The sequence below is a fragment of the Streptomyces sp. NRRL S-87 genome (genome assembly GCF_000719335.1).
Taxonomy (GTDB): domain Bacteria; phylum Actinomycetota; class Actinomycetes; order Streptomycetales; family Streptomycetaceae; genus Streptomyces.
Genome location: NZ_JOGB01000009.1, coordinates 212,375 through 225,151, shown reverse-complemented (window position 1 = coordinate 225,151; position 12,777 = coordinate 212,375). Strand labels below are relative to the sequence as shown.

At 73.9% G+C, this 12,777-nt stretch carries 12 protein-coding genes; 7 read left to right on the top strand and 5 right to left on the bottom strand.

The window, feature by feature from the left end; genetic code table 11:
- The first annotated feature begins 30 nt into the window (after nt 1–30).
- Nucleotides 31–804 (top strand): aminotransferase class IV family protein, encoded by a 774-nt coding sequence (locus tag IF43_RS0108435; RefSeq protein ID WP_030196222.1) that lies wholly within the window; start codon nt 31–33, stop codon nt 802–804.
- Nucleotides 805–823: 19 nt separating this feature from the next.
- Here IF43_RS0108435 and IF43_RS0108430 read toward each other — a convergent pair whose 3' ends face one another.
- The 4 genes from IF43_RS0108430 to IF43_RS0108415 form a co-directional block, all read right to left on the bottom strand.
- Nucleotides 824–1,234, bottom strand: a complete 411-nt coding sequence (locus IF43_RS0108430) for a PTS-dependent dihydroxyacetone kinase phosphotransferase subunit DhaM (RefSeq protein ID WP_030196219.1) — start codon at nt 1,232–1,234, stop codon at nt 824–826.
- Nucleotides 1,231–1,854, bottom strand: coding sequence for a dihydroxyacetone kinase subunit DhaL (gene dhaL, locus IF43_RS0108425; protein WP_030196208.1), 624 nt, complete (start codon nt 1,852–1,854; stop codon nt 1,231–1,233). The genes IF43_RS0108430 and dhaL overlap by 4 nt, the downstream gene beginning before the upstream one ends.
- Nucleotides 1,855–2,026: 172 nt before the next feature.
- Nucleotides 2,027–3,019 (bottom strand): dihydroxyacetone kinase subunit DhaK, encoded by a 993-nt coding sequence (gene dhaK, locus IF43_RS0108420; protein WP_030196195.1) that lies wholly within the window; start codon nt 3,017–3,019, stop codon nt 2,027–2,029.
- Between the two features lie 265 nt (nt 3,020–3,284).
- The gene (locus IF43_RS0108415) at nt 3,285–4,919 is read right to left on the bottom strand and encodes a phospholipase D-like domain-containing protein (RefSeq protein WP_030196193.1); all 1,635 of its coding nucleotides are present in this window, start codon (nt 4,917–4,919) and stop codon (nt 3,285–3,287) included.
- Nucleotides 4,920–5,121: 202 nt separating this feature from the next.
- Here IF43_RS0108415 and IF43_RS0108410 point away from each other — a divergent pair, with 202 nt between their 5' ends.
- The 4 genes from IF43_RS0108410 (at nt 5,122) to IF43_RS0108395 (ending at nt 9,179) form a co-directional block, all read left to right on the top strand.
- Complete coding sequence (locus IF43_RS0108410; RefSeq protein WP_030196191.1) at nt 5,122–5,736, top strand: TetR/AcrR family transcriptional regulator; 615 nt, start codon at nt 5,122–5,124, stop codon at nt 5,734–5,736.
- Entirely contained in the window at nt 5,720–7,354 is a 1,635-nt protein-coding gene (locus tag IF43_RS0108405; protein ID WP_030196189.1) for an isovaleryl-CoA dehydrogenase, read from the top strand. The genes IF43_RS0108410 and IF43_RS0108405 overlap by 17 nt, the downstream gene beginning before the upstream one ends.
- A gap of 289 nt (nt 7,355–7,643) precedes the next feature.
- Complete coding sequence (locus tag IF43_RS0108400; RefSeq protein WP_030196186.1) at nt 7,644–8,201, top strand: type 1 glutamine amidotransferase domain-containing protein; 558 nt, start codon at nt 7,644–7,646, stop codon at nt 8,199–8,201.
- Between the two features lie 270 nt (nt 8,202–8,471).
- Complete coding sequence (locus IF43_RS0108395) at nt 8,472–9,179, top strand: hypothetical protein (protein ID WP_158939215.1); 708 nt, start codon at nt 8,472–8,474, stop codon at nt 9,177–9,179.
- Between the two features lie 32 nt (nt 9,180–9,211).
- Here the strand turns inward: IF43_RS0108395 and IF43_RS0108390 are convergent, their stop codons facing one another.
- Entirely contained in the window at nt 9,212–10,165 is a 954-nt protein-coding gene (locus tag IF43_RS0108390; RefSeq protein WP_234332017.1) for an alpha/beta hydrolase fold domain-containing protein, read from the bottom strand.
- A 189-nt stretch (nt 10,166–10,354) separates the two neighbouring features.
- Here IF43_RS0108390 and tdh point away from each other — a divergent pair, with 189 nt between their 5' ends.
- Together tdh and IF43_RS0108380 are read left to right on the top strand one after the other, a co-directional pair.
- Nucleotides 10,355–11,383 (top strand): L-threonine 3-dehydrogenase, encoded by a 1,029-nt coding sequence (gene tdh, locus IF43_RS0108385; protein WP_030196176.1) that lies wholly within the window; start codon nt 10,355–10,357, stop codon nt 11,381–11,383.
- A 179-nt stretch (nt 11,384–11,562) separates the two neighbouring features.
- Nucleotides 11,563–12,762 (top strand): glycine C-acetyltransferase, encoded by a 1,200-nt coding sequence (locus tag IF43_RS0108380; RefSeq protein WP_030196175.1) that lies wholly within the window; start codon nt 11,563–11,565, stop codon nt 12,760–12,762.
- The last annotated feature ends 15 nt before the right edge of the window (nt 12,763–12,777 follow it).

Below are 12,777 nucleotides of genomic sequence, written 5' to 3'. Positions count from 1 at the left end.
GAGACCTGACCGGGGTGGCATCCTGGCCGCGTGGCAGAACTCAACGGAGAGCCGGTCGGGCTCGCCCAGCTCCAGAGCCTGGCGCTGACCAACTACGGACACTTCACGACCATGCGGGTCGACGACGGGCGGGTACGCGGCCTGGGGCTGCACCTGCAGCGGCTGCGGCGCGACTGCCGGACGCTCTTCGGGGTCGACCTCGACGTGCAGCGGGTCCGCGAGCTGGCGCGCCGCGCCGTCCCCGGGACGGGCTCCACGACGGTCCGCGTGACGGTCTTCGACCCCACCCTCGACCTCGGGCACCCGGCGACGGCCGACGACCCGCAGGTGCTCGTGACCTCACGACCTGCCGGAGCCCTGCCGCTCCCGCCGCTGCGCGTGCGGTCCACGGTGTACGTGCGCGACGTACCGGGCGTGAAGAGCGTCGGCCTCTTCGCCGGCCTGCACCACCGGCGCCGGGCCCAGCTGGACGGCTTCGACGACGCGCTCTTCCTCGACCGGGACCGGACCGTATCCGAGGGCGCCACCTGGAACATCGGCTTCCACGACGGGAGCCGGGTGGTCTGGCCGAGCGCCCAGTGCCTCCACGGGGTGACGATGGACCTCCTCAAGGGCGCCCACGACCACGTCACGAGGCCGGTCCACCTCGACGAACTGCCCTCCGTCCGGGCGGCCTTCGCGACCAACGCGGCCATCGGGGTCCGGGCGGTCGGCGGCATCGACGGCATCGAACTGCCCGGATCCCACGAGGTCGTCGACTCCCTGCGCACGGCGTACACCGCCATCGAGGGCGAACCGCTGTAGCCGCCCGGCCGGTTCGGCCTCAGACCTTGCGGTAGGCGTACGCGTCCGCCGCCGCGGCGGCCACCGCCTCGACGTTCGCGCCGGCGGAGGCGGTCACCACCGCCGAGACCGCACCCTCGACGAAGGGGGCGTCCACCAGGACGGTGCCCTCCGGGAGTTCGTCCTCCTCGGCCAGCAGGGCCTTCACCGTCAGGACGGCGCTGCCGAGGTCGGCCAGCAGGGCGACGCCCGCCCCGCGGTCCACCGCGCGGGCGGCCGCGACGATCAGTTCGGCGCTGGTGCCCAGCCCGCCGTCCGCGGTCCCGCCCGCCGTGGCCAGCGGCACCGGCGGCCCGCCCGCGGCCAGTCCCCGGGCCAGCTCGGCGACCGACTCCGCCACCCGCGCGCTGTGCGAGACCAGCACGATCCCCACCTGCGGCTCCGTGGTCATGCCCGCCCCTCCGCACCGGCCCGGTCCTCGGCCACGTCCGCGAGCGCGGCCAGCAGGAGCGCCGAGGAGGTCGCGCCGGGGTCCTGGTGGCCGATGCTGCGCTCGCCCAGGTAGCTGGCCCTGCCCTTGCGCGCCTGCAGCGGTACGGTCCCCAGCGCGCCGTTCCCGGCCGCGTCCGCGGCAGCCCGGTACGAGGTGCTCAGTGCGGCCACCCCGGGGACGAGGGCGTCGAGCATCGTCTTGTCGCCCGGTGCCGCCCCGCCGAGCTGGGCGACCGCGCCCACACCCGCGTACAGGGCCTTGCGCACCTGCTCGTCGTCGACCTCCGCGGCCTCGCCGAGTTCCTTGCCGGCCCGTCGCAACAGGGTCCCGTACAGCGGTCCGGAGGCGCCGCCGACGGTGGAGATCAGGGTGCGGCCGGCGAGCTGCAGGACCGCCCCGGGCCGGTCGGGCCCCTGGGCCGCGAGCTCGTTCACGACCGCCGTGAAGCCGCGCAGCAGGTTGCTGCCGTGGTCGGCGTCGCCGATGGGGGAGTCCAGCTCGGTCAGCCGGTCCGCCTCCCGTTCCACGGCGGCCGCCGCCGCGGTCATCCACTGGCGGAAGAAGTCTGCGTCGCGCACCGGGTCTCCTCCGGTCGTCGTCGTGGTTCGCGGGTTCGCGGTCCCTGGGTCTGCGGACTCGTGGTTCGTGGTCGTGGTTCGTGAGGCGCGGGTCGTGGGTCGTGGGTCGTGGGTCGGATCGTGGCGGCCCGTCGGGCTCGGTGCGCGGGCGGGCGCGGCGTACGGCGGCCGGTCAGCACCCCCAGCGCAGGGCAGGTGTCCGGACGGGCGCGTCCCACAGGCGCACCAGCTCGTCGTCCACCGCGCACAGGGTGACCGAACAGCCCGCCATGTCCAGCGACGTGACGTAGTTCCCGACGAGGGTGCGGGCCACCGGGACCCGGCGCGCGTCGAGCACCCGGCGGACCTCGGCGGCGAACCCGTACAGCTCGAGCAGCGGGGTCGCGCCCATGCCGTTGACGAGCGCCAGGACGGGTCCTTGCGGGCGGAGGTCGTCGAGCACGGCGCCGACCGCGTAGTCGGCGATCTCGCGGGAGGTCATCATCGGGCGCCGCTCGCGGCCCGGCTCGCCGTGGATGCCGACGCCCAGCTCCAGCTCGCCGTCGGGGAGTTCGAAGGTGGGACTGCCCTTGGCGGGCGTGGTGCAGGGGCTGAGCGCCACGCCGAAGCTGCGGGAGGAGTCGTTCACCCGGCGGGCCACGGCAGTCACGTGCTGCAGCGGGGCGCCCTCCTCCGCCGACGCACCGGCGAGCTTCTCGACGAACAGCGTGGCGCCGGTGCCGCGGCGGCCCGCGGTGTACAGGCTGTCGCTGACCGCCGCGTCGTCGTTGACGAGGACGCGCTCCACGCGCAGGCCGTCGTCCTCGGCGAGTTCGGCGGCCATGTCGAAGTTCAGGACGTCACCGGTGTAGTTCTTGACGACGAACAGCACTCCCGCGCCGGCGTCCACGGCCGCCGCGGCCCGCACCATCTGGTCCGGCACGGGTGAGGTGAACACTTCGCCGGGACAGGCCGCGGTCAGCATCCCCGGCCCCACGAACCCGGCGTGCAGCGGCTCGTGCCCGGACCCGCCGCCGGAGACCACCGCCACGTGCCCGGCCATGGGCGCGTCACCGCGCACCACGACGCGCCGCTCGACGTCGACCCTCAGCTCAGGATGCGCGGCGGCCATCCCGCGCAGCGCGTCGGCGACCACGGTCTCGGGAGCGTTGATCAGCATCCTCATGGTCGGAGGCTACCCCCGACGGGCCGCCCCGACCCGGCGCTCCACGCGGGTGGTCGAGCGCAGCACCGGGTGGCCGCCCGCACCGGCGTCGTCGGCCGGTGCGGCACCGGCGTCGGACCCGCTGCGCCAGGGCCCTCCGGGCCGGCCCGGTGAACCACCGAAACACGGGCACGGGCGGCCGGACCGGGACGCGCCCGGCAGCGGGACGCGCCCGGTACCGGGGGTCGTACGGGGGGCCGGACGCGGCCGGCCCCCCGGTGCGACGTCAGCCCTGGCAGACGCCGCGCTCGTAGTCGTACGTCGCGGTCGCCCGCGAGTACTTCCACTGCGGGGCGAGCAGGTCCGAACCGACCTGGGCCGCGGCCTTCGGGCTCTCGACGACGTAGCCGAAGTCCTGGAGCCAGGACGGGTACAGGTTCTTCGAGCCGATGTAGAAGGCGGAGTCGTCCACCGAGACCAGCTTGTGGTGCTGGGCGTACGGGTGGCCGTCGGCCCACGTCGGGGAGTCGGAGCTGCGGAACGTGGCCAGCTGGAGGTTGCTGCACATCGCGGTGCGGGCGGTGGCCTGGTCGCCGGTCACCAGCGCGAGGCGGCCGCGCAGCGCGTCGCTGATCTCGGACAGGGACTTGATCTGCGAGTAGCCGCCGCTGCCCACGGCGCCGCGGTTGGCCGGGTCGCTGACGACGATGCGGACCTTGACGCCCGCGGCCAGCTTCGCGGCGAGGGTGTCGTACAGCCGGACGTCGTAGCGCGGCAGCGGCGGGCAGGTGGCGTTGACGTCCTGCTGGGAGATCTCGACGTGCCGGGTGGCGCTCGCGACGAGGGTGCGCAGCGCGCTCTCCTCGGGGTTGACCGTGTCGTAGTCGCGGTCGGCGTTGGTGTTGTCGTGCAGACCGACCGTGCACTTGGTGTCGGGGGCGGTCGGCAGCACCGGGGCGAAGCGCGAGGCGGGGTCGGAGCTCTTGATGCCGACGCCGAGACCGCCGACGGCGATGACCGGGACGTCGCCTTCGGCGACCGGTGCCGCGGGGGCGGCGTTGAGGGTCGGCAGGCAGCCGGCGCCGTTGGAGGAGGCGAACCAGACGGTCAGCGGGTTGCTCTTGTTCTGGCAGGTCCAGGCCCACAGCGCGTCGAGGTAGCGGGAGGCGGAGCCGGCGGCGGGGCCGGTCAGGGCGAGGTCGACGTCGGCCACCGGGTGAGCGGTGTCGAGGTAGTCGTCCTTCCAGTCGTTGATGCCGCCGGTGATCGCGGAGCGGCCGTCGACGACGAGCAGCTTGGAGTGGTTCCAGGAGAACGCCGTCTTCGAGGTGGTCATCGAGGCCACGTTGAGGGTGACGTTCGCGGCCGCCGGGCCCAGCTTCGCGACCAGCTCGTCGCGGTACTTCGAGGGGACGACGTTCGCGTGGTAGAGCGGCGCCGCACCGACCAGGACGCGCACGGTCAGCTTGTTGCCCTTGGCCGCCGAGGCCTTCAGGCCCGCCACGATCGCGTCCTGGAACGCGCCGTTGGGGAACGGCGCGAGAGTCGATATGTCGACTGTACGGGTGGCCTGCGCGATGTTCTCCGTCATCTTGGCCAGCAGCCGCCGGGAGCCGGGGCGGTCGGTGCAGGAGGCGTCGCCCCAGCAGCCGGGGGTCTGCAGCAGCCAGTCGGCGCCCTCGGGGGCCGAGGAGTCGAGCCGGTTGCCGGCGGTGCGCTCCCAGATCTGGCCCTCGAGGCCGGGCGAGACCTGGCGCAGCACCTGCTCGACGGCGTCGAGGTGCGGGGTCGCGGACCCGGTCGCGGCGTCGGCGGCACCGGCGGCCGGGACGGGGAGGGCGAGCGCGGCCGCGAGGGTGAGGGCGGAGACGGAGGCGCGGGCGAGGTGTGAGGTGGTGCGGTTGAGCCGGAAGGCAGCCAATGGAGCGTCCTTGCATGAGGGGGGTTCGGGGCCGGAGCGACCGGCCCGCAAGATCAACTCCAGGAAGTTACCAGCAAGTACGGAGATCTCGGCACCTTTCGGCCACCGTGCCGCCGCGCCCCCTTCACCTCGTGCCCGCCCTGCGCGGCCCACCCGTTCCGGGGACTGGATTGAAGCAGTGAATCGGTGCTTCAATCCTTCCATGCCCTACCGCAGGACCCCCGCCGTCCAGGCCCGCCTCGACGCCCGCCGCGAGCGGGTGCTGGAGGCCGCAGTCCGCCTCCTCTCCCGCGAGGGGTACGCCGGCTGCTCCGTCGCCGCCATCGCCGCCGAGGCCGGCGTCTCCACCGGCAGCGTCTACCAGTCGTTCTCCGGCAAGTCCGAGCTGGCCGCCGGCCTCTTCCGCACCCTCGTCGCCCGCGAGGTCGAGGCCGTCACCGCCGCCGCGGCCGGCCCCGGCACGGCCGCCGAACGCACCGCCGCCGCCGTCGAGACCTTCGCCGTACGCGCCCTGGCCGCCCCCCGGCGCGCCTTCGCGCTGCTCGCCGAACCCGTCGACCCGGCCGTCGACACGGAGCGGCTGGTCTTCCGCCGGGCCTTCCGCGACGTGTTCGCCGGACTGGTCGCCGAGGGCGCCGCCAGCGGCGAACTCCCGCCCCAGGCCCCCGACCTGACCGCCGCCGCCCTCGTGGGCGCCGTCGCCGAGGCCCTCGTGGGCCCGCTCGCCGACGGCGACGCCGCGCCCGAGGACGTCGTGCCCGCCCTGACCACCTTCACCCTGCGCGCCCTTGGAGGACACGTTGCCGCAGACGCATGAAGTCACCAACCAGGTCCCGCCGCACGTCGGCCACGACGTCGCCGCCGACCCCGCCCTCACCGAGGCCCTCGCCCGCGAGGGCGCCGACTGGGCCGCCGCCGAGCTGCACGAGCTCGGCGTTCTGGCCGGCTCCGAACGGGCCGCCGACTGGGGCCGGCTGGCCAACGAGAACCCGCCCGTACTGCGCACCCACGACCGCTACGGCCACCGCGTCGACGAGGTCGAGTTCCACCCGTACTGGCACGAGCTCATGAACGTCGCCGTCCGCCACGGTCTGCACGCCGCCCCCTGGCAGGAGCCCCGCCCCGGCGCCCACGTCGCCCGCGCCGCCAAGTTCTACGTCTGGGGCCAGGTCGAGGCCGGCCACTCGTGCCCGATATCGATGACCTACGCCGCCGTACCCGCCCTGCGTGCCACCCCCGGGCTCGCGGACCGGTTCGAGCCCCTGCTGGCCTCCCGCACCTACGACTTCGGGCTGCGCGCCCCGGACACCAAGGCCGGCCTCATCGCCGGCATGTCGATGACCGAGAAGCAGGGCGGCTCCGACGTCCGCGCCAACACCACCACCGCCGTCCCCGCACCGGACGGCACGTACCGCCTCACCGGCCACAAGTGGTTCACCTCCGCGCCGATGTCGGACCTGTTCCTCACCCTCGCGCAGGCCCCCGGCGGCCTGTCCTGCTTCCTGCTGCCCCGCGTCCTGCCCGACGGCACCCGCAACTCCCTCCACCTCCAGCGCCTGAAGGACAAGCTCGGCAACAAGTCCAACGCCTCCGCCGAGATCGAGTACGAGGGCGCGCACGGCTGGCTCGTCGGCGCCGAGGGCCGGGGCGTGGCCACCATCATCGAGATGGTCAACATGACCCGGCTCGACTGCGTGCTCGGCGGTGCCTCCGGCATGCGCCTCGGCCTGGTCCGCGCCGTCCACCACGCCACCCACCGGCACGCCTTCGGCAAGGCCCTGATCGACCAGCCCCTGATGCGCAACGTCCTCGCCGACCTGGCCCTGGAGTCGGAGGCCGCCACCGCCGTCGCGATGCGGCTGGCCGGCGCCACCGACCGCGCCGTGGCGGGCGACGCCGACGAGGCCCTCTTCCGGCGCCTGGGCCTGGCCGTCACCAAGTACTGGGTCTGCAAGCGCGCCCCGATGCACGCCGCCGAAGCCCTCGAATGCTTCGGCGGCAACGGCTACATCGAGGACTCCGGCATGCCCCGGCTCTACCGGGAGGCCCCGCTGTCCTCGATCTGGGAGGGCTCGGGCAACGTCGCCGCCCTCGACACCCTGCGCGCCATGGGCCGCGCGCCCGAGGCCGTCGACGCCTTCTTCACCGAGGTCGAGCGGGCCGCCGGGGCGGACCGGCACCTGGACACCGCCGTCGCCGGGCTGCGCAAGCAGCTCGCCGACCCGGCCGAGGCCGAGTTCCGCGCCCGCCGCCTCACCGAGACGATGGCCCTGGTCCTCCAGGCCTCGCTGCTCCAGCGGTACGCCCCGCCCGCCGTGGCCGACGCCTTCTGCGCCTCGCGCCTGGGCGGCGACCACGGCGGCGCCTTCGGCACGCTCCCGCCGGGGGTGGACACGCAGGCGATCCTGGACCGGGCGCGCACGACGGCCCTCTGAGGCTCCGGACGGCCCGCCCCCGACCCGGGACGCCCGATCAGCACGGCCACCCGCACGTGAAACCCGCGCGACGGGGCAGGGGCGGGGTGCGAGCAGACAACGCCAAGCCGGGCGGCCGGCCCACAGGCACCAGACACCACGCCAGACACAAGGAACCACACAAAGCACCACGCAAAGCACCACGCGAAGGACCACCCAAGGCACCACACAAGGCACCAGACACGAAGCAACCCAGAACCCAGGAAGGGCGGTGAGCGCCATGCGCAACGGCACCGACGGACTGACGGGCCTGCGGGTGGCCTTCCTGATGGCCCCCGAGGGCGTGGAGGAGGTCGAGCTGACCGAACCATGGCGGGCGGTCAGGGACGCCGGCGGCGAACCGGTGCTCATCTCGACCGAGCGCGGCCGCGTCCAGGCGTTCCGGCACCTCGACCGGGCGGGCACCTACCCCGTGGACGCGCTGGTCGCCGGGAGCACCGCGGAGGACTACGACGCCCTGGTGCTGCCCGGCGGCGTCGCGAACCCCGACGCCCTGCGCACCGACGAGCAGGCGGTGGCCTTCGTACGGCACTTCTTCGGCCTGGGCAGGCCGGTGGCCGCGATCTGCCACGCGCCCTGGACCCTCGTCGAGGCGGACGTGGTGCGCGGCCGGACGCTGACCTCGTGGCCGAGCCTGCGCACCGACATCCGCAACGCGGGTGGCCGCTGGGAGGACCAGCCGTCGGTGGTGTGCCACGCGGCGCCCGGCGCCCTGATCACCAGTCGCAAGCCGGCCGACCTGGAGGCCTTCTGCGAGGCGTTCCTGCACGAGTTCGAGGCGCAGCGGCCCGGGCGGCTGGCGGCCTGACCGCCGCAGCGCCCCGGACGGCCGGGCCGCCTGAGCGCGCTGCGGTCGGGCCGCGGGCGCCCGGACTGCGGGGCGTGACGTGCCGATCTAGGCTGAACGGGTGACACCCGTGCGGCTGGAGGTGGCGCGATGCTCGCACCGGAGGACGCGGTGACCCCGCACCGGAGCAGCGGGAGCAGGGGGAACAGCGGCAGAAGCCGGAGAAGCCGGAGAAGCCCCAACAACCGCAACAACCGAAGCAGCCGGAGAACGACGGTCGTGGCGCGGTGCGTGGCCGCCGGTGCCGTCGGTGTCCTCGTGGCGGGCACCGCCGGCACGGCCGCGGCCGACGACAACGGCATCGCGGACCAGAGCGCCCAGACCATCGCCGCCAAGTCCCGCGCCGCGATGCAGGCCGCCACCTCGATGCGCATGGTGGCCGAGCTCACCGACCGCACCGGCACCACGGGCCTCGACATCGCCTTCGACACGCAGGGCAACTGCACCGGCACCGTCAAGCTGCCGGGCGACAACGGCAAGGCGGACGTCGTCAAGCGCGGCCAGGACGTGTGGATGAAGCTCGACGAGGCACTGCTGCGCTCCCAGATCCCGGGGCCCGCCGCGGACGACGCCATCGCGCTCATCAACGGCCGCTGGCTGCACGGCACCACCAACAGCGTGCTGCTGAAGGACTTCTCCCTCTTCTGCGACCTGAACCACTTCAAGGAGAAGTTCACCGCGAAGCCGGCCGGCGAGCAGCTCACGAAGGGGGCGGAGACGAAGGTGGACGGTGCCCCCGCGATCGCCGTCAACAGTCGCCACGCCGGCGAGACCGGCACGTTCTACGTGTCCACCCAGGACGAGCCGTACCTCCTCCGCATCGACGGCAAGGACGCCAAGGGCAACCGCGAGAAGGCCACCTTCTCCGACTTCAACAAGCCGGTCCCGACCAAGACCCCGGCACCCTCGGACTCCGTGGACCTGTCGCAGCTGCGCTGACGCCGCGCCGAAGCCCCCGCCGCGCCGCCCCCTCAGGCGCGGCCCGAGCCGGCCGTCCGTACCAGCTCCACCAGCAGCTCCCGGGCCGTCCGCCCCTCCGGGACGGGCAGCAGCGGGTAGCCGCTGGCCTGGCCCTCCGCCTCGTGGAGGTCCACCGCCACCCCCTCGGCCCGGGCCCGGGCCGCGAGCTCCCGCGCGTCCGGCGCCAGCACGTCCCGCGTCCCCGTGAACACCGTCATCGGGGCCAGGCCCGCGAACGACCCGTGCAGCGGGCTGACCCGCGGATCGACCATCTCCAGCGTGCCCGCGTACAGCCGCCCCGCCTCCAGCAGCCCGGCCCGCGCCAGCACCGGGTCCCGGGCCTCGATCGCCGCCTGCTCCGGATGGCTCATCGTCACGTCCAGCCACGGGGATATGAGCACGATCCGCGAGGGCTGCACCCCGGTCCGGTCCCGCAGCCGCTGGGCCGCCGCGAGCGCCAGCCCCGCACCGGCCGAGTCGCCGATCAGCACGGTGCCCTCCGGGCCGCCGCTCTGGATCAGCCCGCTCAGCAGGTCGGCCGCCACCGGCACGGTACGGTCCGCCGTGCCGCGCGGCGCCAGGGTGTATGCCGGCACGACGCAGTGCGCGCGGGCCCCGGTCACCAGGGTCCGTACGAGCGACCAGTGCGCCCGTACCAGCTCGTGGATGAACCCCCCGCCGTGCACGTACAGCACGCGCGCCGAGGGGTCCCCCTCGCGCGGTGCCACGTCGTACACCGGCCAGGCGCCCACGAACGTCCGCGACAGCTCGGCCGCCTTCGCCAGGCTCCGCGGCGGCAGGTGCGAGGCCGGCCGGCGCGCGCCGGCCGCCACCTCCGCCCGCACCGCGGCCGCGCTCGACCACCGTCTGCGGTGCCCCGACGCGATCGCGGCGGCGCACCACGCGCGGCTGCGCAAGCTGGGCACGCCCGCCCGGCCCGCCACGCTCGACTGGCTCGTCGCCACGCCGATCCCCTCCCCAAGCACCCCTGCCCTCGTCACGGTAGGGAGCATAGGCGTGAAGTTCTGCTGTCGACCCGCTTAAGAAATCCTCGATGGACTGAAACGTTCCCCCTCGGCACATTGGTGACATCAAGAGATCACCGCGCGGCCCGCCGTGGCCGCGCGCCCGCACGCATGCCTGGAGCCGCACCCATGAAGGCACTCGTCAAGCACAAGGCCGAGCCCGGACTCTGGCTCATGGACGTGCCCGAGCCCGAGTACGGTCCGGGCGAGGTGCTGATCAAGGTGCTGCGCACCGGCATCTGCGGGACCGACCTGCACATCCGCAGCTGGGACGGCTGGGCGCAGGGCGCCGTCAGGACGCCGCTGGTCCTGGGCCACGAGTTCGTCGGCGAGGTCGCCGCGGTCGGCTCGGACGTGCAGGACGTCGCGGTCGGCGACCTGGTCAGCGGGGAGGGCCACCTGGTGTGCGGCAAGTGCCGCAACTGCCTGGCCGGCCGCCGCCACCTGTGCCGCGCCACCGTCGGTCTGGGCGTCGGCCGCGACGGCGCGTTCGCCGAGTACGTCACCCTTCCGGCCGCCAACGTCTGGGTGCACCGCACCAAGGTCGACCTCGACGTGGCCGCCATCTTCGACCCGTTCGGCAACGCCGTGCACACCGCGCTGTCCTTCCCGCTGGTCGGCGAGGACGTCCTGATCACCGGCGCCGGCCCGATCGGCATCATGGCCGCGGCCGTCGCCCGGCACGCCGGCGCCCGCAACGTCGTGATCACCGACGTCAGCCCGGAACGGCTGGAACTGGCCCGCAAGGCCGGCGCCACCCTCGCGGTCAACGTCGCCGAGTCCTCGATCGAGGCCGCCCAGCAGCAGCTCGGGCTGCGCGAGGGCTTCGACATCGGCCTGGAGATGTCCGGCCGCGCCGAGGCCATGCGCGGCATGATCGACAACATGACCCACGGCGGTCGCATCGCGATGCTGGGCCTGCCGGCCCAGGAGTTCCCGGTCGACTGGGCGAAGATCGTCACCTCGATGATCACCATCAAGGGCATCTACGGCCGCGAGATGTTCGAGACCTGGTACGCGATGACCGTGCTCCTCGAGGGCGGCCTGGACCTCAGCCCGGTGATCACCGGCAAGTACGCCTACCAGGACTTCGAGGCGGCCTTCGACGAGGCCGCCACTGCCCGCAGCGGCAAGATCATCCTGGACTGGACGGCGTAGGCGTAGCACGCACCCGGACACCGGCCCCCCGCCGCGCGGGCGGGCCCGTCCACCTCAGACCACATTTCCCCGTGGCCGGGCCCCGCCCGACCCTCCCCCCTCCGGCGGGGCCCGGCCACCACCTCCGACGTCCCCGGCGTCCCCCGACGTCCTCCGCCGCACAAGGAGCCGTGAGCAGCATGTTCGAGTCCGTACGCGACGACCTCCGCAGCACCCTCGACGAGATCCGCGAGGCGGGCCTGCACAAGCCCGAGCGCGTCATCGGCACGCCGCAGAACGCGGCCGTCAACGTCACCGCGGGCGGCGCCCCCGGCGAGGTGCTCAACTTCTGCGCCAACAACTACCTGGGCCTGGCCGACCACCCCGAGGTCGTCACGGCAGCGAAGGACGCCCTGGACCGCTGGGGCTACGGCATGGCCTCCGTCCGCTTCATCTGCGGCACCCAGGAGGTCCACAAGGAGCTCGAGGCGCGCCTGTCGGCGTTCCTCGGCCAGGAGGACACGATCCTCTACTCCTCGTGCTTCGACGCCAACGGCGGCGTCTTCGAGACCCTGCTCGGCCCCGAGGACGCGGTGATCTCCGACGCCCTCAACCACGCCTCGATCATCGACGGCATCCGGCTGTCCAAGGCGCGCCGCTTCCGCTACGCCAACCGCGACATGGCCGACCTGGAGGCCCAGCTGAAGGCCGCCGTCGAGGGCGGCGCCCGGCGCAAGCTGATCGTCACCGACGGCGTGTTCTCCATGGACGGCTACGTCGCCCCCCTCCAGGAGATCTGCGACCTGGCCGAGCGCTACGACGCCATGGTCATGGTCGACGACTCCCACGCCGTCGGCTTCGTCGGCCCCGGCGGCCGCGGCACCCCCGAGCTGCACGGCGTCATGGACCGCGTCGACATCATCACCGGCACGCTCGGCAAGGCCCTCGGCGGCGCCTCCGGCGGTTACGTCGCCGCCCGCGCCGAGATCGTCGAGCTGCTGCGCCAGCGCTCGCGCCCGTACCTCTTCTCCAACTCCCTCGCCCCGGTCATCGCCGCCGCCTCCCTCAAGGTCCTCGACCTGCTGGAGTCCGCCGGCGACCTGCGCGAGCGGCTCGCGGCCAACACGAAGCTCTTCCGTACGAAGATGACCGAGGCCGGCTTCGAGATCCTGCCCGGCGACCACGCCATCGCCCCCGTCATGATCGGCGACGCGGCCGAGGCCGGCCGCATGGCCGAGCTGCTGCTGGAGCGCGGCGTGTACGTGATCGGCTTCTCGTACCCGGTCGTCCCCATGGGCCAGGCGCGCATCCGCGTGCAGCTGTCCGCGGCCCACTCGACCGAGGACGTCGAGCGTGCCGTCGCCGCCTTCGTCGACGCCCGCGCTGCTCTGAAGGGCTGACCGCAGCCACGGCGC